The following is a 23,562-nucleotide window of genomic DNA, read 5'->3' as shown; positions in this document are numbered from 1 at the left end:
CCGCAGGCGACAACAGGTTAACTGTAAGGTTATTACGGGTTCACAAAGGTGTTCTTCACGCGTGCCGAGCGCTTAAAGTAGGGCACAAACAGCGCGGTCACCAGCAGGGGGAAGAGTAACTGACGGACCGCCAGCGCATCGGAGACGGGCGAAAACGCGAAGGCTTTAACGGCCAGTAATACAGAGACAAGCAGCCAGATAATATAGTGTTTCGGCACATTCCGACGGCGTTTAAAAAAAGCAATGGTCAGCCAGAGCGTGTAGTACCACATGGCAATCGCAAAGGCGAAAGAAATAAACCACATGACAATATTAATGGTATTTTGCGCGCCCAGCGTTTTTAACGCGTGCGGCGTAATTAACGCCGTAGAGTAAAGCACCAGTGCCAGCGAGGCGCTTAATAATGCCACCAGCAGCCAGGCAAGCGGAGCCAGTAACCAGCCGCCAATTTTTTCTCCAGCCGTTGTGGTCATGTTCTCTCCCGAAGTCAGTAACAGCGCAATCTGCAAATTAGCAGGGGCGAGAGTATATAACATTTCCTGGGAATGGCTAGCCTCTTAGAGCACGTAACGCCACACTGACTTAGGCACCTCGCCAATGTTGAACAAACGCCCGCCAGAGACCAGTTCCGCCCGGCGGTGATCCGCGGCGCGGTACATGCTGATAATCTCCTGGTTATCGCTCAGGCTGTAGTTCAGATGGTCAAACAGCTTTTCCAGACTTTCGAGGGAATTAATCTTGCGAAACTTTAATAAATAATCCTGGACGGTCATATTAATAATTTTCCATATAAAAAGGAGTGATACCAAAGAAGTAATTCGGTCGAATACTAAACGGAACAAAAATGACGTAACCATTTGCCGACGCGTATCGACAAAAATAAGAATATTCTTTACTGGTGAAATCAGGCGTCGGTCGACGCCTGGCGATGAAGGTTAACGCTGTTCATGACGGCTGGCAATATGCAACTGACATCATATGTCACTATTTTTGATCAGTGCATGCGGCTTGGCTTGCGTGACGCTATTGACCGGCTCTGGCGGCTGATAGTTATCGATATGGCTGGCGACCCCCAGCAATATCACCGACACGCCCAACACAATCCACCCGGCTAACTCGATAATTCGATTAATAATTGTCGTCATGATTCGTTATTTTGTTTTGTCCATAAATACAGATTAAGAATTTTACAGCGCAGAGTGCCTTCCGGCAAGCGCTTTGCATTGATGTTTTACGATTGTATTCAGCAAGTTATAATTGTTAATCAGAAATTACTGATTGCTTCTATCGCCCTAAGGCACAAAACCCCGGATTAATCTATTGTGAGCAGTGAAGAGATAGTGTGAAATATGTGGGTCAAAAGAAAAGAGGCGACTTCATGAGCGATAAAATCCGTGTTGGATTAATAGGTTATGGTTATGCGAGTAAAACGTTTCATGCCCCGCTGATTGATGGCACCCCGGGGATGGAGCTGGCGGCAATTTCCAGCAGCGATGCGGCGAAAGTGCATGCCGACTGGCCGACGGTCCCGGTCGTTTCCGAGCCGAAGCATCTGTTTAACGATCCCACTATCGATTTGATCGTCATCCCTACTCCAAACGACACCCACTTCCCGCTGGCAAAAGCGGCCCTGGAAGCCGGGAAACATGTTGTGGTCGATAAACCCTTTACCGTGACACTGTCACAGGCCCGGGAGCTGGACGCGCTGGCGAAAAGCCTCGGCAAGCTGCTTTCGGTCTTCCATAACCGCCGTTGGGACAGCGATTTCCTGACCGTGAAGGCGCTGATCGCCGACGGTTCCCTCGGGGAAGTGGCCTATTTCGAATCCCATTTTGATCGCTTCCGTCCGCAGGTGCGTAACCGCTGGCGCGAGCAGGCAGGCCCGGGCAGCGGCATCTGGTACGATCTGGCCCCGCATCTCCTCGACCAGGCCGTCAACCTGTTCGGTTTGCCGGTGAGCCTGAACGTCGATCTGGCCCAACTGCGGCCTGGCGCGCAGGCCACCGACTACTTCCACGCCGTGCTGAGCTACCCGCAGCGCCGCGTGGTGCTGCACGGCACCATGATGGCGGCGGCGGAATCCGCGCGCTATATCGTGCACGGCTCCCGCGCCAGCTACGTAAAATTTGGTCTCGACCCGCAGGAAGATCGTCTGAAAAACGGCGAACGACTGCCGCAGGAAGACTGGGGCTACGATATGCGTGACGGCGTGCTGACCCGCGTCGAAGGGGAAGAGCGTGTGGAAGAGACCTGGCTGACGCTGCCGGGTAACTATCCGGCCTATTATGCCGGGATCCGCGATGCGCTGAACGGCGACGGGGAAAACCCGGTTCCGGCAAGCCAGGCGATCCAGATTATGGAGCTGATCGAGCTGGGGATTGAGTCCGCGAAGCATCGCGCGACCCTCTGTCTGGCATAAAAAAAGAGCCCGGCCATCTTGCCGGGCTTTTTCTTATCCGCGTGCGACCTTGTCGCGTAACGCCTGCTTCTCGGCAGGGGTTAAGAAGGCCATCTCCAGACCGTTGATCTGCGCCTGCCGGATCTGCTCCCGGCTGAGCCCTGCCAGCGAGGCGGCAACCGTATACTCGTGAATAATATCCACCCCCTGAACCGCCGGATCGTCGGTGTTCAGCGAGGCCATCACCCCGTGTTCAAGGAAGGTTTTCAGCGGATGCTGCGCCAGGGTCGCCACGGTGCTGGTCTGAATGTTTGAGGTCAGACAGGATTCAATCCCGATGCGCTGTTCCGCCAGGAAGTCCATCAGAGCCCGATCTTCGACCGCCTTCACCCCATGACCGATGCGTTCGGCGCCCAGCTCGCGAATAGCCTGCCAGATGCTCTCCGGGCCTGCGGCTTCACCGGCATGAACGGTGATGTGCCAGCCCGCATCCCGGGCGCGGTTAAAGTGGGAGAGGAACAGACTGCCAGGGAAGCCCAGCTCGTCGCCCGCCAGATCCACGGCGGTGATCTGGTCCTTGTGCGCCAGCAGGGCCTCAAGCTCCTGCAGGCAGGCATCTTCCCCGAAGGTACGGCTCATGATGCCAATCAGGCGTGCTTCCACGTTAAAGGTCTTGCAGCCTTCGCGTACGCCGGCAATCACGGCTTCTACCACACCCGCGACCGGCAGCTGATGGGTCATCGCCATATAGCCCGGCGAGAAGCGCAGCTCGACGTAGTGCAGACCGTTGCGCGCGGCATCTTCAATGTTTTCAAAGGCGACGCGACGGCAGGCGTCCAGCGAGGCGAGAACTTTTACCCCCCAGTCGAGTTTGCTCAGGAAGCTAACCAGATCCGGCTCGTTTTCCGTGACCTGCACGTGTGGGATCAGCGCCTCAAGATTTTGTGCGGGCAGGGTTAAATTATACTGACGACCCAGGTCCAGGATGGTCTGGGCGCGGATATTGCCATCAAGGTGGCGATGTACGTCAGTTAACGGGAGGGTGGTATCAATCATGGTCGCACTCTTTATTAGTAGAAGTGCGAGCTATTATAAAAACAAAATGAGAGAAAAAGCTATTTGCGCAATGGATAATTCCGTTGCGCAACATAATTAAAGTATCGCGCTGATCCCGGCTATCAGGCGTGCCACGCCCTCCTCAAGCTTGCTGCGCGGGCAACCGGCATTAAGACGGATAAAGCCGTTACCTTCTTTACCGTAGGTATATCCCGGCATGATCGCGACTTTTTGCTGCTCAATCAGCACCTTTTGCAGCGCTCTGTCGTCAATATTTAGCGGGCGAAGATCGATCCACGCCAGATAGGTTGCCTCCGGCGGCTGCCAGTTGAGGGCCGGGAAGGCGGCATTCAGCCTGTCGGCTACATACTGCAGATTGGCCTCCAGATACCCGCGCAGGGCATCCAGCCAGGCTTCGCCCTGCTGGTAGGCGGCGATGTGCGCCACCAGCGCCAGCACCGACGGTGAGGAGAGTCCGTCGCGTCCCTTCAACGCCTGCAGATAAGCCGCACGGCTGACCTCATCGCCAATCAGGCCGTACGCCCCGGTAAGCGCCGGAATATTGAAGCTTTTCGAGCCCGAAGTCAGCAGCGCCCATTTCCCCTGCGCCACCTCGCACCAGGGGGTATGCTGATGGCTGCCCCACACCATATCCATATGAATTTCGTCGCTGATCACCGCCACATCGTGTCGCGCGCAGAGTTCAGCTATGGTGGTTAGCTCGTCCCGGGTCCAGACCTTGCCGGTCGGGTTATGCGGGCTACAGAGTAATAAAATTTTATTCTGCGGCTGGGCCAGCACCGCCTCGAGCTCTGCCATATCGCACTGCCAGCCTTGTGTTGCGTTGTGCAGACCGACGGAAACCACCTGACGGTGATTACCCGCAATGGCATTGTAAAACGCGTCGTACGCCGGGGTGTGGATCACCACGCCATCGCCGGCGTCTGACCACTGGCGGATCAGCTCAGACACCATATAGATCACCGACGGGCCATAGACGATGCTGCTGGTGTCGAGAGTGCTGTCAAAGCGCTGACGGAACCAGTGGGCCACCGCAGCGAGGAACTCGTCGTTTTTCCAGCGGCTGTAGCCAAACACCCCGTGGCCGATGCGGGTTTGCAGGGCGTCGATGATGCAGGGGGCGGTGGCAAAATCCATATCCGAGATGGTAAAGGGCAGCAGGTCGGCGGCACCGAAGCGGTCGGCAATATAGTCCCACTGGGTACACCAGGTGCCGTGACGATCCACGACGGTCGAGAAATCAAACATGACGTTGGTCCTTAAAATAAAACCCCCTCATGGCGAGGGGGCTGAGGCATCAGGCTTCTACTGTTCGCATCAGGGTTGCCAGCTCGTCTTTCACTGACTGCACCTGCGGGCCGATGACCACCTGCAAATTATGCTGATTCAACTGTACCACGCCGATGGCGCGGTTGGCCTTCAGGGCGTTGGTATCCACTTTGGACATATCCGCCACCGACAGGCGCAGGCGGGTGATGCAGTTATCCAGCGAGGTAATGTTATCCGCACCGCCCAGCGCCGCCAGAATGGCAGGGGTGTTATAGCCGGATTTCCCAATCGTACCCGCCACGGCCTGTTCAACGCTGGTGGCCGCGTCGGTATCGCGCCCTGGGGTTTTCAGGTTAAAGCGGGTGATGGCGAAGCGGAAGATCCCGTAGTACACCGCGAACCAAATCGCCGCTACGACCGGCACCAGATACCATTTGGTGGACAGCCCGTGCAGGATGCCGAACACCACAAAGTCGATCACGTTGCCGTCGGTGTTCCCGATAGTCACGCCCAGCACCGCCATGGTGGTAAAGCCCAGACCGGTCAGCACCGCGTGAATGAGATACAGCACCGGTGCCACGAACAGGAACAGGAACTCGATGGGTTCGGTGGTGCCACCCACCACGCAGGCGATGACGCCGGAGATCAGCAGGCCCTTAATCTTATGACGGTTTTCCGGGCGGGCGCAGTGGTACATCGCCAGCGCTGCACCCGGCAGGCCGCCGAGGAAGGCCGGCATTTTGCCCTGGGAGAGGAAGCGGGTCGCGCTCTCGGAGAAGCCGTGGGTGGTCGGGCAGCTCAGCTGCGCCTGGAAGATGGTCAGCGCGCCGCTCACATCGTGCCCGCACACGTCCATCGTCCCGCCCGCTTCCGTGAAGCGGATCAGCGCCACGAGGATATGCTGGAGTCCAAAGGGCAGCAGCAGGCGTTCACCGGTACCGAAGATCATCGGGCCAAAATCACCGGCGCTGTTAATGATACGGCCAATGCCGGTAATGCCCATGGCAAAGACCGGCCAAATCAGCGGAATGATCAGACCGAACAGACCCATCACCACCAGGGTAACGATCGGTACAAAGCGGGTGCCGCCGAAGAAGGCCAGCGCGTCCGGCAGGCGAATATTGTGGAAACGCTCGTGCAGCATCCAGATGATTACCCCGGCGATCACCGCCCCGAGGATCCCGGTATCGATTGACTGAATACCGATTACGCTCTGAATGTTGTTGGCTTTCAGCACCGCCGCATCGGTGGTCGGCAGGATGCCTTTGGCGGTGAGCCAGAAGTTGACCGCCAGGTTCATCACCGCGTAGCCAACGAAACCGGCAAACGCCGCCACGCCTTTGTTTTCGCGGGCCAGCCCCAGCGGGATAGCGATACAGAACATCACCGGCAGGAAGCTAAAGGCAAAGGAGCCGACCTTGCTCATCCAGATAAAGATCGCCTGCAGCACAGGATTGCCGAGGAACGGGATCAGCGTAATGACATCGTGGCTGCTGAGCGAGCTGCCGATACCCAGCATGATGCCGCAGAAGGAGAGCAGAGCCACGGGCAGCATAAAGGTCTTACCCAGTTGCTGGAAAAATTCCCATAGCGAGATTTTTTGTGCTGCTTTCGCCGTCATAAAACGACTCCTTTATTGTTAAAATAAGTTTACCTGCCTCAGTGCTGCGAGAAGATAAAACGTTTTATCAAAGTTTAGTGCGCGCTAAATCACATTCTCAGGCTTTGGCAGAGAGTATAAAGATAACGTATTGATAAAACGTTTTACCGATCTCATTATCAGGGAGTCACGGCAACACATGGCAGTAGCGAAAAAGATCACCATCAATGACGTCGCGCTGGCGGCGGGCGTTTCCGTCAGCACGGTTTCACTGGTGCTGAGCGGGAAAGGGCGGATCTCCTCCGCGACGGGTCAGCGTGTCAACGATGCGGTGGAGCAGCTGGGCTTTGTGCGCAATCGCCAGGCCTCGGCGCTGCGCGGTGGACAGAGCGGGGTGATTGGCCTGATCGTCCGCGACCTCACTTCGCCGTTCTATGCAGAACTGACGGCAGGCCTGACCGAAGCGCTGGAATCTCAGGGACGCATGGTGTTTTTACTGCACGGCGGTCGCGAAGCCGATCAGCTGCTCCAGCGCCTCGACATGCTGCTGACCCAGGGGGTGGATGGGGTGATCGTTGCCGGGGCCTCCGGGGTGACCAATGAACTGTGCGAGCGGGCGGCGGAGAAGGGCGTTCCGTTGGTGTTTGCCTCCCGCGCCAGCTATCTGGACGAAGCCGATACCCTGCGCCCGGACAACATGCAGGCGGCACAAATGCTGACCGAACATCTTATTCGTCGCGGCCATCAGCGGATTGCCTGGCTGGGCGGCAAAAGTTCGTCCCTGACCCGCGCCGAACGGGTGGGCGGCTACTGCTCGACGCTGATCAAATATGGGCTTCCGTTCCACAGTGAATGGGTGGTGGAGTGTGGATCCAGCCAGAAACAGGCGGCAGAAGCGATCGGGACGTTACTCCGCGCCAGCCCGACCATTAGCGCCGTGATTTGCTACAACGACGTCATCGCCATGGGGGCGTGGTTTGGTTTGATCCGCGCCGGACGCCAGAGCGGGGAAGGCGGGGTTGAAACCTTCTTCGGACATCAGGTAGCGCTTGGCGCCTTTGCCGACGTGTCAGAAAACGCGCTGGACGATCTGCCTATCGTCTGGGCGACCACTCCGGCACGGGAGATGGGCTACACTCTGGCAGACCGTATTATGCAGCGGATTGAGAAATCCGACGTGCAGGCCGGGCATCAGATTGTCTCCGCTCGCCTGGTCACGGTGAAGTAGCCTCAGGGTCATGGCGTGAGGGGGTTCCGTACCAGCCGCGCCTCAAGCGCCTCGACAAACTTGCGTACCTTCGCGGGGATCAGCCGCGAGGTGGGGTAAACGGCCCAGACGGCCAGCGCTTCTGGCTCGGCGTCCTCCAGCACGATCCGCTCGAGCTGGCCTTGCGCCAGGGCGGGCCCAACGTACCAGCGGGACAGATTGGCGATGCCCATTCCTCCCACACAGGCTTCAAAGATCGCCTCAATGGAATTCGCCGAAAATCGCCCCGACACCTTTTGTCTGCTCCGCTGTCCGCCCTGTTCAAATGACCAGTGGGTGGTGTCAGAGGTGGTCAGGCAGCTGTGCGCCGCCAGATCGCTGAGCGTTTTCGGATAGCCGTTCGCCGCCAGATACTCTGCGCTGGCACACAGATCGCGGGGATTATCACCCAGGCGATGGGCAACCAGCCGGTTATCCCGCAGCGGGGCAATGCGTAACGCCACGTCGATCCCTTTCCCGACAATATCAACCTGCTCATCGGTGGCGAGCAAATCAACCTGCAGGGCAGGATGCTGGCGCATAAAGTCGGGCAGCATCGGGGCGATGATTTTGCGCCCAAACGCCGCCGAGGCGGTGATGCGCAGCCGCCCGGAAAGGCGGGCTCCATCGGGAAACAGGTCGGCCAGCGCATTGGTCTTATCTTCCAGCAGCGCCTGAGCATGCGGCAAAAAGACCTCGCCATCGCTGGTCGGCGAAAGGGAGCGCGTGGTGCGATGCACCAGCCGGACGCCCAGCTCAGCCTCCAGGTTATTGAGGCAGCGCGACGCCGCCATGGCGCTTATCGACAGCCGACGCGCGGCACCCGCCAGGCTGCCTGCTTTTATCGCTTCAACAAACACTTCCACATCGTCCAGTCTCATTATCTCGTATCCGGTTATACTGGCGTATCAGATCCCACATCTACACTAAATATCGTTATAGCGCCATAGTCACTCCACATCCTGATAAACAGTGAATTCGGAGTGATGATGAAAAAGATGACAACGGTTTTAGCGCTCAGCGGCCTGCTTTTTGCGGGCTCCGTGTGGGCAGATGCTCCCGCTCAGATACGCCAGCAGGTGCCGGGTTATTACCGCCTGGCGGTGGGGCAAAATGAGGTGACGGCGCTTTTCGATGGCTACAACGATCTCTCGCCTTCGCTGTTAAACGGGCTCTCAGCCGACAAAATCCGCGATCTGCTGGCACAACATAAGATCGATGCCGAACGGATGCCCACCTCCTTCAACGCTTTTCTGGTGAATACCGGTAAACATCTGGTGTTGATTGACAGCGGGGCGGGCCACTGCGTGCCGCAAACCGCAGGGCAATTGATTCCCAATATGCAGGCCTCCGGCTACCGTCCTGAGCAGGTGGATACCCTCTTCCTGACCCACCTCCACCTGGACCACGTCTGCGGCCTGAGCGATGCCTCCGGTAAGGCGCTATTCCCCAATGCCACCGTCTGGGTGCCGCAGGGCGAGGCCGACTACTGGCTGGATCCGGCAAAAGAAGCCCGCGCTCCTGCCAATGCCAAAGAGTATTTCGCTATCGCCCAAAACGCCCTGGCAGCCTATAAAGCAGCCGGGAAGCTGAAAACCTTCGTTCCGCCAGCCTCGCCGATCCCAGAAGTTCAGACAGCCTATGCCATCGGCCATACGCCTGGCAGCACGGTGTATCGATTTGCCTCTGAAGGGAAGGCCATCAACTTTATCGGGGATCTGATCCACGCCCCGGCCGTGCAGTTCCCGCACCCGGAAGTGTCGATTCGCTTTGACGTGGATGCGAACAAAGCCACTGCATCCCGTGGGCAGGAGTTTAACGCCCTGGCGAAAGACGGTGAGTGGATGGCGGCGGCGCACCTGGCCTTCCCGGGGATCGGCCACATTACAACTCATGCGCAGGGCTACAGCTGGAACCCGGCGATCTACGGCCCGTATCAACGTGCGGCCGACGTCCCCCTGCTGAAATAAGACGAGGAAATATAATGAAAAGTTACACCGTAACGGCTAACGGCATTCGTCAGTTTGTGGTTGAAGAGGGCGAAGGCGCGCCGGTGATCCTGCTCCACGGTTTCCCGGAAACCCATTACGCCTGGCGCTATCAAATTCCGGTTCTGTCAAAGCACTACCGGGTGATTGCCCCGGATTTGCGCGGCTACGGGGAGACCGATAAGCCGGCCTCCGGCTACGATAAACGCAACATGGCCCGGGATATCCGGGAGCTGATGCGCGCGCTGGGGCTGAATAAAGTGGTGCTGGTAGGGCACGACCGCGGGGCGCGCGTCGCCACCCGCTTTGCGAAAGATTATCCCGAGCTGGTGGATCGCCTGGTGGTGATGGATAACGTGCCGACGCGCATCGTCGCCCGCGATCTGAACGCCTCAATCGCCCGCGCCTACTGGTTCTTCCTGTTCCATCTGGTGCCCGATCTGCCGGAAGCTCTGATAGCCGGTCGGGAGCATATCTGGCTGCGCCATTTCTTCTCGGACTGGACTTTCGATCCCTCGACCATCAGCGGTGAGGCGTTCGATACCTATGTCCGGGCGTATCAGGCTCCCGGTGCCGTGCGTGGGGCGATGGCCGACTATCGCGCCAACGCCGAGGATGTGGCGCAGGATCTGGCCGACGCGGAGGTCAAAATTGTCTGCCCGGTGATGTCGCTGTGGGGCAATGATTTTCACGCCGTGGGTAAGCTGTTCGATATGCAGAGCGTCTGGGCTGAAATGGCGGACGATCTCAGAGCCTATGGTATTGAAGAGTGCGGCCATCTGCCGCAGGAGGAACAGCCGGAGAAGGTGAACGCCCTGCTGATGGACTTCCTGACCGGCTGGAAAGGATGATCGGCAATAAAAAACCCCTCCGAAAAGGGGTTTTGCTGTTTTATTGCTGTGGAACCGCAGGCGCAGGCGCAGGCGCAGGCGCAGGCTCTGGGGCCGGGGCCGCTGGCGCGGCAGGCTCGTCCGGTACCGCCAGGTTCAGCGCCGGAACGCCGAACATGCCAACAAACTCTTCCAGCGGCATTTTCTGCCCGTTCAGGGTCACCTGACCGTTGCTGTACTGCAGGCTGGTGCCGATCACGTTATCTTCCACGGTGGTGATGCGGAACATCTGACCCATCGCCGCCAGGCCTTTCACCTGCTGGCTGGCCAGCTTACCGGCGTCATCCTCGTTATAGCCTTCCAGCTTCGCAATCTGGGTCATGAACTCGGTCGCCATGTCCATCGGGATGGTCAGCTTGCTCTCCAGCGATTTCACGCTGCGATCCACTTCCTGAGCCAGCGTCTGGGCTTGACCCGTCGCGGTAGCCGGATCTTTCAGGAACAGCGACAGGTTAAAGTTGGTCTCGCCTTTGCTGTTTTTCCAGCTCAGCGGCGCCAGGGTGACGACCGGCTCGCCTTTCAGCAGGATCGGCAGATTGCTGAAGAAGGCCTCCGTCGCTTTCTGCTGATAGAGCGCCGGGTTGTTGGTCATCAGCTCTTTGTCGGCCAGCAGCGCCTGGCTCTGGGCGCGATACTGCTGGCTGAACTGATGCCACGCCTGACCGTCGATATTGCCGATTTTCAGCGTCAGCTTGCCGGTACCCATGTCCTGATTCTGTATTTTCAGGCTCTTCAGGCTGTAATCCACCTGGCTGTTAACGCTCTTGCCGTCTTTCGACAGCTCTGCCTTACCGTTCAGATCCGTGCCTTCCAGCACCGCCATCTCTTTGCCTTCAATAGCGATGGCCAGCTTATCGAGAGTGACTTTCTGATCGCCGATCCGCTCGTCAAAGTCGGTCAGACGGCTGTTGCCCTCGGTCTTCAGGTTGTTGAAGGTAAGCTGCACTTTCTGGCCGTACTCGTTCACCGCATTGACCAGGCCGCTGGCCGCTTCACCTTTCAGGGAGAAGCTGTTGCCGTCGCGGTCAGCATCGAGTTTGAAATTACCGCCGCTGAAGGCCACTTTCTCGTCGCCGTTCTCGTAATTCAACGCTTTCAGCGCCAGATCGGTGCTGGTATCACCGGCATAGCTGATGCGGGTATTGGCCTCGAACGGGGATTCATTCTTCGCCAGATCGAACAGCGGCTTAGAGGCTTCGTTGTTCACCAGGGTCGATTTGACCGAGGCCATAGACGGGATCAGATTGAAGGTTTTCAGCTGGGCCAGCGGGAAGGGGCCGTGATCGACCACCTCGTTCAGCACCAGACTTTGTCCTGGCTGCAGCCATGGATTTTGGGTGCCAGCGACCGGTTTAAGCACCAGCTGCAGATGGCTTTTGAACAGGCCGCGCTGGTAATCCTGATAGCTCAACTCCAGCCCGGCTTCCGGTGCGGTACGCTTAAGTTCGCTATTCGCCTGCGCTACCATCTCAGCCAGATGGCTCTCCAGCTGTTTCCCGGTATACCAGGAAGCACCCGTCCAGACCACCCCTAATGCAATAATAACGCCTGCAGCTATAACCGATTTCTTCATCGTGATTATCCCTAAAATGAAACCGAGCGGTGAAAACCGCCCGGTGAGGTCATAAGATTACCAATAGCTTAGCAATAATTGTTAAAAAATTCAGCCGACCGCTAGAGCTTGTTGAAAACCCGGGCCAGACGGCCGACGCCGCTGACGCCGATCGGCGAGTCGCTGGCCGCAACAAACGCCGACTCGCCCGGCTTCAGCACCAGGCGCTCGTCGCCCTTGCTCAGCACCGCTTCGCCCTCGACGCAGAACAGGATCGCCGCGCTCTGCTGGGCAATCCGGGTCTCTGCGCTGCTCAGGTCGTGCAGCGAGAAGGCGAAATCGTCCACCGGAATCGGGAAGTCCAGCTCTGCGCCGTTTTTCACCGGTTGAGTAAGCAGTTCAGCTGACGGTTTGGCGACGAATTTGACGTTAGCCACCAGTTCAGGAATGTCGATGTATTTCGGCGTAAGGCCCGCGCGCAGCACGTTATCGGAATTGGCCATCACCTCCAGCGCCACGCCCTTCAGGTAGGCGTGCGGGGTTTCGGCGAACAGGAACATCGCTTCGCCTGGCTCCAGTTTCACCACGTTCAGCAGCAGCGGGGAGAAGAGGCCGCTGTCGTCGGGGTAAAATTCTGAAATCACACGGATGGTCTGCCACGGCTCGCCCTGCTGGCCGTTGAGCGCCGCTTTCAGCACTGCCAGCGCGCGGGATTTCTCCTCGCCCTTCATATTCAGCAGGCTGGCGAAGAGATGGCTCAGGCGATCGGCATCCGGTTTTTCAAGGAAGTGGGCAATGGCGCTATGCGCCCCGGCCACCGGCTGCAGCAGGGAGACGATTTCAGAGAATTCGCGGAAGGCGTTCATCGCCAGGAACGGCGTCAGGGCGAACACCAGCTCCGGTTTGTGGTTCGGATCTTTATAGTTACGTTCGGCGGCATCCAGCGGAATACCTGCCGCGTTCTCTTTGGCAAAGCCCGCTTCAGAGGCCTGCTTGTTCGGGTGAACCTGAATCGACAGCGGCTGATCGGCGCACAGCACTTTAAAGAGGAACGGCAGCTCGCCAAAGCGCTCAGCGACCTTAGCGCCCAGCAGCGTGGCTTTATCTGCATCGATGACCTCGCGTAGGGAACGCACCGCGCCGGCATCGTCAATTTTTGAGCTGCTCTTCGGGTGCGCGCCCATCCACAGCTCTGCCATCGGCAGGTTGTCCGGGTTGGCGATACCGTAGAGATCCGTTAACGCAGTTTGACTTCCCCAGGCGTAGTTCTGCACTGAGTTAATGAGTTTTTGCATTATCAAGCCCTGTTTCAAATGTGGAATTAACTGCCCGTATTAAAGCAATAAACCGGACGGAAGTAACCTGCGCACGGAAAAAGTCGTACTAGTCTCAGTTTTTGTTAAAAAATTGTGTAGGATAAGCCAACTCGCTTTTAAGCAGGGCAAACGGAACATCTGCCTGAACCATAATCAGCAATGTCGTAAGTGAGAGATCAATGTCGAATAAACCCTTCCATTATCAGGATCCTTTCCCGCTGGCAAAGGATCAGACCGAATATTACCTGTTAACCCGCGATCATGTGTCCGTCTCAGAGTTTGAGGGGCAGGAGATCCTGAAGGTTGACCCGCAGGCGCTGACCTTACTGGCGCAACATGCCTTCCACGATGCCTCCTTTATGCTGCGCCCGGCGCACCAGCAGCAGGTAGCCGATATCCTCAGCGACCCGCAGGCCAGTGAAAACGACAAATACGTCGCTCTGCAGTTCCTGCGTAACTCCGATATCGCGGCGAAAGGCATTCTGCCGACCTGTCAGGACACCGGCACCGCCATCATCACCGGCAAAAAAGGCCAGCGCGTCTGGACCGGCGGCGGCGACGAAGCGGCCCTGGCCCGCGGCGTGTATAACACCTATATCGAAGATAACCTGCGCTACTCGCAAAACGCGGCGCTGGATATGTACAAAGAGGTGAATACCGGCACCAACCTGCCGGCGCAGATCGACCTCTACAGCGTTGATGGCGACGAATACAAATTCCTCTGTATCGCCAAAGGCGGCGGTTCAGCGAACAAAACCTATCTCTATCAGGAGACCAAAGCGCTGCTCTCTCCGGGCAAGCTGAAGAACTACCTGGTGGAGAAGATGCGCACGCTCGGCACCGCGGCCTGTCCGCCGTACCACATCGCGTTTGTCATTGGCGGCACCTCAGCGGAGAGCACCCTGAAAACCGTCAAGCTGGCTTCGACCAAATACTACGACGGCCTGCCGACCGAAGGTAACGAGCACGGCCAGGCGTTCCGCGACGTCCAGCTCGAGCAGGAGCTGCTGGTGGAAGCGCAGAACCTCGGCCTCGGCGCGCAGTTTGGCGGCAAATATTTCGCCCACGATATCCGCGTGATCCGTCTCCCGCGCCATGGCGCATCCTGCCCGGTGGGCATGGGCGTCTCCTGTTCGGCGGACCGCAACATCAAGGCGAAGATCAACCGCGACGGTATCTGGATCGAAAAACTGGAGAACAACCCGGGCAAGTACATCCCGGAAGAACTGCGTAAAGCGGGCGAGGGCGAGGCGGTACGCATCGATCTGAACCGTCCGATGAGCGAGATCCTCGCCCAGCTGTCCCAGTATCCGGTCTCCACCCGTCTCTCCCTGAACGGCACCATCATCGTGGGCCGCGATATCGCTCACGCCAAGCTGAAAGAGCGTCTGGATAACGGCGAAGGACTGCCGCAGTACATCAAGGATCACCCGATCTACTACGCGGGCCCGGCGAAAACCCCGGACGGCTATGCCTCCGGCTCCTTAGGCCCAACTACCGCCGGGCGTATGGACTCCTACGTGGATCAGCTCCAGGCGAACGGCGGGAGCATGATCATGCTGGCGAAGGGCAACCGCAGCCAGCAGGTGACCGACGCGTGCCACAAGCACGGCGGCTTCTACCTCGGCAGCATCGGTGGCCCGGCTGCGGTCCTGGCCCAGGGCAGCATCAAGAGCCTCGAGTGCGTGGAGTACCCGGAGCTAGGGATGGAAGCGATCTGGAAAATTGAAGTGGAAGACTTCCCGGCGTTTATCCTCGTGGATGACAAAGGCAACGACTTCTTCAAGCAGATCCAGTCTTCCCAGTGTTCGGCCTGTGTGAAGTAGTTTAAAAACCTGCCGGGTGGCGCTGCCCTTACCAGGCCTACATGTTCGGTAGGCCGGGTAAGGCGTAGCCGCCACCCGGCACTGCCCGGCACAAAAAGAGCGCACAAAGCGCCATACCCTTTCCCCGTTCTCATCAATACTTGTTTCTTTGAGCTGTGAGCAATCCACTTCAGTGTTATCAAGGAGAAAGTAATGACCACCTCACGCAGTGAGAAAGATTCGATGGGTGCCATCGACGTCCCGCAGGACAAACTCTGGGGCGCGCAAACCCAGCGCTCGCTGGAACATTTCCGTATTTCCACTGAAAAAATGCCGGTCTCGCTGATCCAGGCCCTGGCGCTGACCAAACGTGCTGCCGCTAAAGTAAACCAGGATTTAGGCCTGCTGGCGGCGGAAAAAGCCACCGCGATTATCAGCGCCGCTGATGAAGTGTTGGCCGGCAAGCATCCTGATGAATTCCCCCTCGCCATCTGGCAGACCGGCTCCGGCACCCAGAGCAACATGAACATGAACGAGGTGCTGGCTAACCGCGGCAGCGAGCTGCTCGGCGGGGTACGCGGCATGGAGCGCAAAATCCACCCCAACGACGACGTCAACAAAAGCCAGAGCTCCAACGACGTCTTCCCGACGGCGATGCACGTCGCGGCGGTGATTGCCCTGCGCGAGCAGCTGATCCCCCAGCTGAACGTGCTGAAGCAGACCCTTGACGACAAAGCTCAGGCCTTCGCCGGTATCGTCAAAATTGGGCGAACCCATCTGCAGGATGCTACGCCTCTGACCCTCGGGCAGGAGATTTCCGGCTGGGTGGCGATGCTCGAGCACAACCTTCGCCATATCGACAACAGCCTGCCGCACCTGGCGGAGCTGGCGCTGGGCGGCACCGCGGTGGGCACCGGGCTCAACACCCATCCCGAGTACGCGGTGCGCGTGGCGGAAGAGCTGGCGACCATCACCGGGCAGCCGTTTGTTACCGCGCCAAATAAGTTCGAGGCGCTGGCCACCTGCGACGCGCTGGTGCATGCCCACGGGGCGCTGAAAGGGCTGGCGGCCTCGCTGATGAAAATCGCCAACGACGTGCGCTGGCTGGCCTCCGGGCCGCGCTGCGGCATCGGGGAGATCAGCATCCCTGAGAACGAGCCGGGCAGTTCCATCATGCCGGGCAAGGTCAACCCGACCCAGTGCGAAGCCATGACCATGCTCTGCTGTCAGGTGATGGGCAACGACGTGGCGGTAAACATGGGCGGGGCCTCGGGCAACTTTGAGCTGAACGTCTATCGCCCGATGGTTATCCATAACTTCCTCCAGTCGGTGCGTCTGCTGGCCGACGGAATGGAGAGCTTTAACGAGCACTGCGCGGTGGGCATCGAGCCTGAGCGCGAGCGCATCAGTCAGCTCCTTAACGAGTCGTTAATGCTGGTGACGGCGCTCAATACCCACATCGGCTATGACAAGGCGGCTGAAATCGCCAAGAAAGCGCATAAAGAGGGGCTGACCCTGAAAGCCGCCGCCCTGGCGCTGGGGTATCTCACCGAGGCCGAGTTCGACAGCTGGGTCCGCCCGGAAGAGATGGTCGGCAGCCTGAAATAGCTACTCCGCCACGTACAGGTGCAGCCGCGGGATAATCAATCGCAGCGGCTGCGCCTGCGGCTTATAGCGGTGCTGAACGTTGTCAGCATCGTAATTCAGCAGTTCACCAATGTCCGGGATCACCGCCCCCTGGTCAGCGTCGTACAAGGCGATCAGCGGCGTCGGGCAAGCGTACTGGACCTGCTTTTGCTGTCCGGCATACCAGACCCGGGCAATAGGCTGTACCTTCACTGGCCGTTTGATCTTCAGCCGCGCCTGCTCAGGCAAGGCGTGGATGGCGGTATATTCTGCCTCCAGCCGCTCCACCCACTGATCTCTGGACCAGGGCGCCACGGCGCGCGGGGACTTCAGGCTTTTTTCCAGCATCGCCAGCACCTCATCCCGGGTGAAATTTTTGATGATGTGCTTATTGGCCCAGCCGAAGCGCAGGGTGGCGGGGTGGTTGATCGCCGTTAAGGTGCGATAGGCGTTAAGGGTAATCAAACCGGGCAGATGGTGATGCACCCACTCAAAGCGGGCGGCGGGGGCGAGGCCTGACTCCTCGGTGACGATTCTTTCAAATTCGGCTTTTAAGGCGTTAATGCTCGCAATCTGATCCGTCAGCTGCGCCCTGTGGGCGGCATCGCTTTGCAGGCAGATCACCCCCGGCAGGCGCACGGCGGCCTTGCTGCTGCGGGTTTCCGACTGCTGCTGAATAAACAGATGACGATAGTGCTGCAGCGCCATGGTCAGCGCCTCCTGACCGAGGTGCTGCTTCACCGTGATGGCGTTGAGCGGATCGTGCTCGGCGCCTTTGGCGACGTCGGGCAGCGAGAACACGCGGCCCGCCAGCAACCGGCAGGTTTGCAGATCGTCCGTGAGTTGCGCCAGCTCGTACTCCATCTGGCGAAAGGTTGAGGTTAAGCGTTCGATAAGATCGTAGGTCGCCATAGTGCACCACATTAGTTACAACATACTAAATATATAGCACAGCACGCCGGGTCAGGCCAGCGTGCGGTTTGGGTCAGTCAGCGGTAAGGGAAGGAAGGTGGTGCCAGATGGGCCAGTTAAAGCAGAACCGGGCTCCGCCGAGATCGCTCGCTTCGCAGCTGACGTCGCCCCCCAATGCCTGAGCGATAGAGTGGACGATCGCCAGACCAAGGCCGCAGCCGCCGGTGGCGCGGTCCCGGCTCGGGTCGAGACGGACAAAGGGCTCAAACACCCGCTTGCGGGCGTCGGGTGCGATGCCGGGGCCATCATCCTCTACCCACAAACTGGCGCGATTGTCGTGCAGGTGCAGCGAAATCCGCAGCTGATTATCGCTGTAGCGCAGGGCGTTATTGACCAGATTATCCACCACCCGCTCCATCAAGCGCATATCCAGCGCGCCATAGTCGCCACCCATGCTGGTCATCAGCAACGTGCGCTGGGGGTTGACGCTCTGCACGTCCTCAACGTAGCTGCGCAGCCAGGCGGGCAGGTCCTGGGTGGTGAGCTTCAATTCGTTCTGCGGACGGTCGAGGCGGGCATAGGTCAGCAGCTCCTCGATCAGCGCCTCAAGCTGGCTGATATCGCGGTTCAGCGCCTGGGACTCCGCCGTGGTCAGGTTTTCACTCATCTCCAGCCGGTAGCGCAGCCGTACCAGCGGGGTGCGCAGCTCGTGAGCAATACCGTCGATCAGCTGTTTTTTGCTGGCGATCAGGGCATTAATATTGTCCGCCATCTGGTTAAACGCCACGCCCAGCCGCTCAAAGCTGGACCCGCTGTCGAAGTGGATCCGCTCGGTCAGATGTCCGTCGCCAAAACGCTGGGCGGCAGCCTCGAGGCGCAGCATGTCCTGCCAGTGCGGGCGCATCCAGATAAACACCGGAAAAGCCAGCGAAATGGCGATAAAGGCCAGCAGGGCGATATCCAGCAGGCGCATCTGGTGCAGGAAGTAGAGGTAGGGCACCGGGCCGACCGCCAGCACATAGTGGCTGCGCGGAATACGCTGGATAAAGGTGTACTGCTCGTCCAGCGCCACGATGTCACCGCTGCGCAGACGCTGCATGGTTGGGGCATCCAGGTCGTACTTTTTCAGCGGTTCGATGCGCAGTTTGAATGACAGGTTCAAATCCAGCTGTTTGATGGTACGCGCCCAGTCGTGAGGCGGGATCTCACGCAGTTCGCTGCGCATCAAATAGAGCGAGCTTTTCATCAAATCATCCAGCGACTGCCGGCCCGCCCGCTCGGCGGTGAACTTGTAGACCAGCCCAACCAGCATGGTCATCACCAGGAAGCAGACAAACAGCAGGAGGTAAAACTGCACAAACAGCTTTTTCATGAAAGTACCCGGAGGAAGTGTCAGATATCCCAGGCGTGCGGCGCGAAGAGATAGCCTTTGTTACGCACGGTTTTAATGCGGAAAGGTTCGGTGGCATTATCCAGCAGTTTCTTGCGCAGACGGGAGATGGCCACGTCCACGCTGCGGTCCATGCCATCGTAGCTGACGCCGCGCAGGTTTTTTAGCAGCGCGTCCCGGTCCATGATCTGTCCGGCATGGGTCGCCAGCTCCCACAGCAGATCGAAATCCGCCGTCGACAGCGCCACCTGTTCGCCGGACAGCAGCACCTGGCGATTCACCGGGTCGATGGACAGGGTGCCGAACCGCAGGGCTTTGTGCGGGGTTAACAGCGGAGCGGGGGCATCACTGGAGGTCGCAACGTGCTGGCGAAGATGCAGGCGCAGGCGTGCCAGCAGTACCGCCGGTGGGGTGGTTTTGAGAATATAGTCGTTAGCCCCCATCTCCAGCGACAGGATATGGTTCATGTCGCTGTCGAGAGAGGTCAGCAGCACAATCGGGCCTTGCCAGACGGCACGCAGATCCCGGCACAGGGTCATGCCGTCTTTACCGGGTAACATAATATCCAGCAGCACCAGATCGGGTTTTTCCCGTGCCACGACCTCTTCAGCCCGGTCGCCGCGCGGTTCGACGATGACATCCATATCATGTTTACCCAGATAAGCCGCAATCAGCTGGCCAACTTCGGGTTCATCCTCAACGTATACGATCTTGTTCATAGCACGTCTGTGTCTTCGGAAAAGGCCAACATACACCGCGCAACCTTAACCTTCCATTAATCATTCGCAAATTGTTGCCGTTCCGTTATGCTGCCGGGCATTGTTATTTAGTTGTTAAGGGAAAAGGGATGGGATTGCTGATTAAAGCGGCGATAGGCGCGCTGGTGGTGTTACTGATTGGGATACTGGCAAAAACCAAAAACTACTATATAGCCGGGTTGCTCCCGCTGTTCCCGACCTTTGCCCTGATTGCGCATTATATTGTCGCTTCCGAGCGCGGCATTGAGGCGCTGCGCACCACCATCATCTTCGGGATGTGGGCGATTATTCCGTACTTCCTCTATTTGCTCTCGCTCTGGTATTTCGTCGGGGTGATGCGTCTGCCCCTGGCGCTGGGCGGGGCGGTGGTCTGCTGGTGCCTCAGCGCCTGGGTGTTAATCTTCTGCTGGAGTCGTTTCCACTAACGCAACGGACGCCCGCCATCGACGCCAAACGATCGGCCGGTAACGTAGCAGCTGGTCAGAATGTAGTCAATTAAGTCGATCACCTCTTTTTCACCGGGGGCGATCTTCATCAGCGATTTATTCAGCGCCTGCTTGCGATAGTCGGCATCGTCGTGCTCGTTAAACAGGATCAGCGACGGGGCGATGGCGTTGACCTTCACTTCCGGCGCCAGCTTGCGAGCAAACGAGCGGGTCATGTTATCCAGTGCGGCTTTGCTCGCAGCATAGGCAATGTGCTTATCGCTGCCGCGCTCCACCACATAGTCGGTAAAGTGGATGATGTCGCTGGCGGCATGGCCGTGCCCGCGGAGCAGATCCTGCAGGGCATGGTTCAGCAGATAGGGGGCGTGAACGTGGATCTGCAGCATGCAGGAGAGCGTTTCGCTGAGCGACGTCTCCGGGGTTTCTGACATCCACGCGCTGGCATTATGGATGATGCCGCGTAACCCGGTGGTTTCAGATTTAACCCGTTCGGCAAACGCCAGGATACCCTCGTCAGTGGCGAAATCGGCCTGAATGCAGGTCGCACCCGCCTCGCACAACGTCTCAATCGCCTGGTATTTCGTGCGATAGCTGATAATGACAGGCTGGTGAAGATTCAAAAAATGGTGGGCAAGCGCGAGGCCGATGCGACGGCCTCCGCCAGTAATCAGGATCGGGAGCGGCTTTGCGTGTCCCATCGTATTCTCCTTAACCGTTCGACGATGGGAAACGGTCATTTATCCCATCAGCATCCACGTTGCCGGTAATGCGGCAACCAGTAACATTCCAATCAACACCATTTCACGACGCTTCAGCGCGTGTTGCAGCTGGTGGGTGCGACGGGCGTAGATAAACACCAGCAGCCCCGGCGCATAAAGTACCACGGAGAGCAGCAGATGCATCGGGCCGGAGGCATACAGCAGCCATAAGCCATAAATACAGGCCCCCATCCCCACGACGGTGTGCATCGGGCGGGTAGCTATTTTTAGCAAAAATGCGCCCACCAGGAAATAGGGTACCAGAATCATCTCGGAGGCGATGGTTAACAAAGTGTTATAGTCAGAACCTGTGAGCCAGATCAGCACCAGACACACCTGCACGCTAATATTGGTCAGCCACAGTGAGGCGGAAGGCGCACTGTTTTTGTTCTGACGGGCAAACAGACGTGGAAACGCTTTATGGGTCGCGGCGAGGAACGGCACTTCTGCTGCCATAATCGTCCAGCTCAGATAGGCCCCGCATACCGAGACGATCAGGCCGGCGGCAATCACCACTTCGCCCCAGGAACCCATCATTTTCACCATCAGACCCGCCATTGACGGGTTACGCATCTCCGCCAGCTCCGGGCGGGCTACCACGCCCAGGGAGAGCAGGGTGACCAGCAGATAGACCCCCAGCGCGGCCAGCACCGCCAGCAGCGTGGCGCGACCGACGTCCTGTTTATTGCGCGCCCGGGCCGAGACCACCACCGCGCCCTCCACCCCGATAAACACCCACAGGGTGATCAGCATGGTGTTTTTCACCTGCTCCCAGACCGGGACGCCCAGCGCCACGCCGGTAAAGTCCATGCTAAACACATCGAGACGAAAGGCGATAAACGCCAGCACAACAAACAGCCCCAGCGGCACCAGCTTCGCCAGGGTGGCGACCAGGTTGATGCTCGCCGCGGTCTGCACGCCGCGCAGCACGAGGAAATGGACGAACCACAGCAGCACCGAGGAGCCAACGATAGATTGCCAGGTATTGCCATCGCCAAACAGGCGCAGCTCAGGGGTATCGGTAAAGAAACTCAGCGCAGAAAAGACGATCACCAGATAAGAGACGTTGGCAATCACCGCGCACAGCCAGTAACCCCATGCGGAACAGAAGCCCACCAGCTCACCAAAGCCTTCACGGGCGTAGGTGAAAATTCCACCGTCGAGATCGGGACGGATACGCGTCAGCAGCAGCATGGCAAAGGCCAGCAGCAGGATCCCGGCACCGGTGATCCCCCAGCCGATCAGCAGCGCGGACGGGCTGGCAACGGCCGCCATATTCTGCGGCAGACTGAATACGCCTGCACCGAGCATGGAGCTTAAAACAAGCGCAGTCAAAGCGCTCAGGCCAAGTTTCTTTTCCATTGGCTTCCTTTTTAAAAAGGGTCAGATCCAGAATAATTATTTTGCGAAAGCGCATAAAAATGGTGGATCACACTAAGGCGCGGGATTTTACGGAGTGTCACGAAGGCATGCAATGAGGAAGGGCTGAATTCTGCGTAAAAAGCCAAAAAAGAGGCGGCACCAGGCCGCCTTTGAGCCACTGTTTACTTATTTGTACAGGTCGGCGCTGATGGTCATGTTATTACCACGTTCCTGCCACTGGCGGGTGATGTGGTAATACTTGGCCCCTTTCTTCGCCGCACGCTTCGCCACCTGGTAGGAGACTTCGGTCATGTTGGCGTAGTTACCGGTGAACTTGATGCTGTCGAACGGCACCATCTGCGCAGCAGTGGCGTTGTTCAGCTCTTCTATTTTAGTGCCGTCGGTCAGGGTCACGCTGTAACGGCCGCCTTTGGTGGTCTGGGTTTCGAAGAAACGACCCACGCCGGCAACGGAGGCACCTGGTGCGGCGCTGGTGGCCACGCCCGGGATTTCCACTTTTTTCGCTTCTTCGCCGCCTTTGGCGACGGCCGCGCGGCCGGCGTCAGAGTTAGCCGGGATCGCATCCGGGCTCTGCAGGACACGTTTTTTGGCGTCTTTTTTGTAGATATAGGCGGTGATGCGCTGGTTGCCGCCATCGTTAGCATCAATCTGACGAACGATGTAGTAAGAATCAGCCCCTTTCGCCTTCGCGGCTTTGGTGATGGCTTCGTTCACATCCGGCTGGCTGCGGTAGAAGCCCTGGACGGAGACGGTATCGTACGGCTCAAGCAGAACGGCCTGCTCTTTCGGCAGCTCCGTCACGCCGTTGATCACGCGGTTTTTTTGCTCATCCGCTTTCGGGGCATTCTCTTTATACAGCGCAACGATCACGCGCTGGTTACCGCTGTCGCCGTAATCGGAGTTATCCACGACGTAAAATGCAGCAGCGCCCTCTTTATCGGCGCGTTTGGAGGCGGCGGCAACCGCATCGCCAATTGCGTTAAAACGACCTACGATCATAACGCGATCGTAAGGTTTCGTTGCAGCCGCTTGCTCCGGCGTTAACTCTGTCGCGGCATTGGCAGACAGGGCGGTCGCAGCAAGGAGTGCGGACGCCAGGAGAGAGTTCTTAAGCTTCATAAAAATAATCCTTCGCCTTACGCAAACCA

General features: G+C 58.3%; 22 protein-coding genes. 7 read left to right on the top strand and 15 right to left on the bottom strand.

The features are described 5' to 3' along the window. Nucleotides 1-32 precede the first annotated feature (32 nt). The 3 genes from V7Q49_RS06245 to blr all read right to left on the bottom strand — a co-directional run bounded on the left by V7Q49_RS06245 (nucleotide 33) and on the right by blr (nucleotide 1,133). Nucleotides 33-473 (bottom strand): DUF2569 domain-containing protein, encoded by a 441-nt coding sequence (locus V7Q49_RS06245; protein WP_333849878.1) that lies wholly within the window; start codon nucleotides 471-473, stop codon nucleotides 33-35. An 84-nt stretch (nucleotides 474-557) separates the two neighbouring features. After that, nucleotides 558-773, bottom strand: coding sequence for a transcription modulator YdgT (ydgT, locus tag V7Q49_RS06240; RefSeq protein ID WP_032617854.1), 216 nt, complete (start codon nucleotides 771-773; stop codon nucleotides 558-560). A gap of 201 nt (nucleotides 774-974) precedes the next feature. Then, entirely contained in the window at nucleotides 975-1,133 is a 159-nt protein-coding gene (gene blr / locus V7Q49_RS06235) for a division septum protein Blr (protein ID WP_333850499.1), read from the bottom strand. Nucleotides 1,134-1,378: 245 nt separating this feature from the next. Between blr and V7Q49_RS06230 the strand changes: the two genes are divergently transcribed. Continuing rightward, nucleotides 1,379-2,419: an oxidoreductase gene (locus V7Q49_RS06230; protein ID WP_333849877.1), complete on the top strand. Its 1,041-nt coding sequence runs from the start codon at nucleotides 1,379-1,381 to the stop codon at nucleotides 2,417-2,419. Between the two features lie 33 nt (nucleotides 2,420-2,452). Here V7Q49_RS06230 and add read toward each other — a convergent pair whose 3' ends face one another. The 3 genes from add to malX all read right to left on the bottom strand — a co-directional run bounded on the left by add (nucleotide 2,453) and on the right by malX (nucleotide 6,365). Then, nucleotides 2,453-3,454, bottom strand: a complete 1,002-nt coding sequence (gene add / locus V7Q49_RS06225) for an adenosine deaminase (protein WP_333849876.1) — start codon at nucleotides 3,452-3,454, stop codon at nucleotides 2,453-2,455. Between the two features lie 96 nt (nucleotides 3,455-3,550). After that, nucleotides 3,551-4,723 (bottom strand): MalY/PatB family protein, encoded by a 1,173-nt coding sequence (locus V7Q49_RS06220; protein WP_333849875.1) that lies wholly within the window; start codon nucleotides 4,721-4,723, stop codon nucleotides 3,551-3,553. Between the two features lie 49 nt (nucleotides 4,724-4,772). Continuing rightward, nucleotides 4,773-6,365: a maltose/glucose-specific PTS transporter subunit IIBC gene (gene malX / locus V7Q49_RS06215; protein WP_333849874.1), complete on the bottom strand. Its 1,593-nt coding sequence runs from the start codon at nucleotides 6,363-6,365 to the stop codon at nucleotides 4,773-4,775. Nucleotides 6,366-6,543: 178 nt separating this feature from the next. On the opposite strand from malX, the gene V7Q49_RS06210 reads away from it, so the two are divergent. After that, nucleotides 6,544-7,572 carry a Mal regulon transcriptional regulator MalI gene (locus V7Q49_RS06210; RefSeq protein ID WP_333849873.1) on the top strand — a complete coding sequence of 343 codons (1,029 nt, stop codon included), beginning with the start codon at nucleotides 6,544-6,546 and terminating at the stop codon, nucleotides 7,570-7,572. A gap of 8 nt (nucleotides 7,573-7,580) precedes the next feature. Here the strand turns inward: V7Q49_RS06210 and V7Q49_RS06205 are convergent, their stop codons facing one another. Continuing rightward, nucleotides 7,581-8,471 carry a LysR family transcriptional regulator gene (locus V7Q49_RS06205; protein ID WP_333849872.1) on the bottom strand — a complete coding sequence of 297 codons (891 nt, stop codon included), beginning with the start codon at nucleotides 8,469-8,471 and terminating at the stop codon, nucleotides 7,581-7,583. Between the two features lie 117 nt (nucleotides 8,472-8,588). Here V7Q49_RS06205 and V7Q49_RS06200 point away from each other — a divergent pair, with 117 nt between their 5' ends. Then, nucleotides 8,589-9,560: an MBL fold metallo-hydrolase gene (locus V7Q49_RS06200; RefSeq protein WP_333849871.1), complete on the top strand. Its 972-nt coding sequence runs from the start codon at nucleotides 8,589-8,591 to the stop codon at nucleotides 9,558-9,560. A 14-nt stretch (nucleotides 9,561-9,574) separates the two neighbouring features. Then, on the top strand, nucleotides 9,575-10,429 hold the full coding sequence (locus tag V7Q49_RS06195) for an alpha/beta fold hydrolase (RefSeq protein WP_333849869.1): 855 nt from the start codon (nucleotides 9,575-9,577) through the stop codon (nucleotides 10,427-10,429). A 40-nt stretch (nucleotides 10,430-10,469) separates the two neighbouring features. On the opposite strand, the gene V7Q49_RS06190 is transcribed toward V7Q49_RS06195, so the two are convergent. Together V7Q49_RS06190 and manA are read right to left on the bottom strand one after the other, a co-directional pair. Next, nucleotides 10,470-12,041 carry a YdgA family protein gene (locus tag V7Q49_RS06190; protein ID WP_333849868.1) on the bottom strand — a complete coding sequence of 524 codons (1,572 nt, stop codon included), beginning with the start codon at nucleotides 12,039-12,041 and terminating at the stop codon, nucleotides 10,470-10,472. Nucleotides 12,042-12,142: 101 nt separating this feature from the next. After that, on the bottom strand, nucleotides 12,143-13,315 hold the full coding sequence (manA, locus tag V7Q49_RS06185) for a mannose-6-phosphate isomerase (RefSeq protein WP_333849867.1): 1,173 nt from the start codon (nucleotides 13,313-13,315) through the stop codon (nucleotides 12,143-12,145). A gap of 200 nt (nucleotides 13,316-13,515) precedes the next feature. Between manA and fumA the strand changes: the two genes are divergently transcribed. Further along, nucleotides 13,516-15,162: a class I fumarate hydratase FumA gene (gene fumA, locus V7Q49_RS06180; protein WP_333849866.1), complete on the top strand. Its 1,647-nt coding sequence runs from the start codon at nucleotides 13,516-13,518 to the stop codon at nucleotides 15,160-15,162. 192 nt (nucleotides 15,163-15,354) lie between these two features. Then, nucleotides 15,355-16,749 (top strand): class II fumarate hydratase, encoded by a 1,395-nt coding sequence (fumC, locus tag V7Q49_RS06175; protein WP_333849865.1) that lies wholly within the window; start codon nucleotides 15,355-15,357, stop codon nucleotides 16,747-16,749. Here the strand turns inward: fumC and tus are convergent, their stop codons facing one another. The 3 genes from tus to rstA all read right to left on the bottom strand — a co-directional run bounded on the left by tus (nucleotide 16,750) and on the right by rstA (nucleotide 19,788). Continuing rightward, the gene (gene tus, locus V7Q49_RS06170) at nucleotides 16,750-17,679 is read right to left on the bottom strand and encodes a DNA replication terminus site-binding protein (protein ID WP_333849864.1); all 930 of its coding nucleotides are present in this window, start codon (nucleotides 17,677-17,679) and stop codon (nucleotides 16,750-16,752) included. 73 nt (nucleotides 17,680-17,752) lie between these two features. After that, entirely contained in the window at nucleotides 17,753-19,051 is a 1,299-nt protein-coding gene (gene rstB, locus V7Q49_RS06165; RefSeq protein ID WP_333849863.1) for a two-component system sensor histidine kinase RstB, read from the bottom strand. 20 nt (nucleotides 19,052-19,071) lie between these two features. After that, complete coding sequence (gene rstA / locus V7Q49_RS06160; protein WP_333849862.1) at nucleotides 19,072-19,788, bottom strand: two-component system response regulator RstA; 717 nt, start codon at nucleotides 19,786-19,788, stop codon at nucleotides 19,072-19,074. Between the two features lie 128 nt (nucleotides 19,789-19,916). Here rstA and V7Q49_RS06155 point away from each other — a divergent pair, with 128 nt between their 5' ends. Then, nucleotides 19,917-20,252 (top strand): GlpM family protein, encoded by a 336-nt coding sequence (locus V7Q49_RS06155; RefSeq protein WP_333849860.1) that lies wholly within the window; start codon nucleotides 19,917-19,919, stop codon nucleotides 20,250-20,252. Here the strand turns inward: V7Q49_RS06155 and folM are convergent. The 3 genes from folM to ydgH all read right to left on the bottom strand — a co-directional run bounded on the left by folM (nucleotide 20,249) and on the right by ydgH (nucleotide 23,533). Beyond that, nucleotides 20,249-20,971, bottom strand: coding sequence for a dihydromonapterin reductase (folM, locus tag V7Q49_RS06150; RefSeq protein WP_333849858.1), 723 nt, complete (start codon nucleotides 20,969-20,971; stop codon nucleotides 20,249-20,251). The genes V7Q49_RS06155 and folM overlap by 4 nt on opposite strands. Nucleotides 20,972-21,010: 39 nt before the next feature. Further along, nucleotides 21,011-22,393, bottom strand: a complete 1,383-nt coding sequence (locus tag V7Q49_RS06145; RefSeq protein WP_333849857.1) for an amino acid permease — start codon at nucleotides 22,391-22,393, stop codon at nucleotides 21,011-21,013. 186 nt (nucleotides 22,394-22,579) lie between these two features. Next, the gene (gene ydgH / locus V7Q49_RS06140; RefSeq protein ID WP_333849856.1) at nucleotides 22,580-23,533 is read right to left on the bottom strand and encodes a DUF1471 family protein YdgH; all 954 of its coding nucleotides are present in this window, start codon (nucleotides 23,531-23,533) and stop codon (nucleotides 22,580-22,582) included. Nucleotides 23,534-23,562 lie beyond the last annotated feature (29 nt).

Source organism: Leclercia sp. (assembly GCF_036780805.1).
In the GTDB taxonomy this organism is placed as follows: Bacteria; Pseudomonadota; Gammaproteobacteria; order Enterobacterales; family Enterobacteriaceae; genus Enterobacter.
The sequence above is the reverse complement of the archived record's forward strand: the minus strand, read 5'-3'. Positions and strand labels throughout refer to the sequence as shown.

Excerpts from the sequence above, each read along its gene's own strand:
- V7Q49_RS06245 (WP_333849878.1), bottom strand. The coding sequence starts at position 473 with ATGACCACAACGGCTGGAGAAAAAATTGGCGGCTGGTTACTGGCTCCG.
- ydgT (WP_032617854.1), bottom strand. The coding sequence starts at position 773 with ATGACCGTCCAGGATTATTTATTAAAGTTTCGCAAGATTAATTCCCTC.
- V7Q49_RS06230 (WP_333849877.1), top strand. The coding sequence starts at position 1,379 with ATGAGCGATAAAATCCGTGTTGGATTAATAGGTTATGGTTATGCGAGT.
- add (WP_333849876.1), bottom strand. The coding sequence starts at position 3,454 with ATGATTGATACCACCCTCCCGTTAACTGACGTACATCGCCACCTTGAT.
- V7Q49_RS06220 (WP_333849875.1), bottom strand. The coding sequence starts at position 4,723 with ATGTTTGATTTCTCGACCGTCGTGGATCGTCACGGCACCTGGTGTACC.
- malX (WP_333849874.1), bottom strand. The coding sequence starts at position 6,365 with ATGACGGCGAAAGCAGCACAAAAAATCTCGCTATGGGAATTTTTCCAG.
- V7Q49_RS06210 (WP_333849873.1), top strand. The coding sequence starts at position 6,544 with ATGGCAGTAGCGAAAAAGATCACCATCAATGACGTCGCGCTGGCGGCG.
- V7Q49_RS06205 (WP_333849872.1), bottom strand. The coding sequence starts at position 8,471 with ATGAGACTGGACGATGTGGAAGTGTTTGTTGAAGCGATAAAAGCAGGC.
- V7Q49_RS06200 (WP_333849871.1), top strand. The coding sequence starts at position 8,589 with ATGACAACGGTTTTAGCGCTCAGCGGCCTGCTTTTTGCGGGCTCCGTG.
- V7Q49_RS06195 (WP_333849869.1), top strand. The coding sequence starts at position 9,575 with ATGAAAAGTTACACCGTAACGGCTAACGGCATTCGTCAGTTTGTGGTT.
- V7Q49_RS06190 (WP_333849868.1), bottom strand. The coding sequence starts at position 12,041 with ATGAAGAAATCGGTTATAGCTGCAGGCGTTATTATTGCATTAGGGGTG.
- manA (WP_333849867.1), bottom strand. The coding sequence starts at position 13,315 with ATGCAAAAACTCATTAACTCAGTGCAGAACTACGCCTGGGGAAGTCAA.
- fumA (WP_333849866.1), top strand. The coding sequence starts at position 13,516 with ATGTCGAATAAACCCTTCCATTATCAGGATCCTTTCCCGCTGGCAAAG.
- fumC (WP_333849865.1), top strand. The coding sequence starts at position 15,355 with ATGACCACCTCACGCAGTGAGAAAGATTCGATGGGTGCCATCGACGTC.
- tus (WP_333849864.1), bottom strand. The coding sequence starts at position 17,679 with ATGGCGACCTACGATCTTATCGAACGCTTAACCTCAACCTTTCGCCAG.
- rstB (WP_333849863.1), bottom strand. The coding sequence starts at position 19,051 with ATGAAAAAGCTGTTTGTGCAGTTTTACCTCCTGCTGTTTGTCTGCTTC.
- rstA (WP_333849862.1), bottom strand. The coding sequence starts at position 19,788 with ATGAACAAGATCGTATACGTTGAGGATGAACCCGAAGTTGGCCAGCTG.
- V7Q49_RS06155 (WP_333849860.1), top strand. The coding sequence starts at position 19,917 with ATGGGATTGCTGATTAAAGCGGCGATAGGCGCGCTGGTGGTGTTACTG.
- folM (WP_333849858.1), bottom strand. The coding sequence starts at position 20,971 with ATGGGACACGCAAAGCCGCTCCCGATCCTGATTACTGGCGGAGGCCGT.
- V7Q49_RS06145 (WP_333849857.1), bottom strand. The coding sequence starts at position 22,393 with ATGGAAAAGAAACTTGGCCTGAGCGCTTTGACTGCGCTTGTTTTAAGC.
- ydgH (WP_333849856.1), bottom strand. The coding sequence starts at position 23,533 with ATGAAGCTTAAGAACTCTCTCCTGGCGTCCGCACTCCTTGCTGCGACC.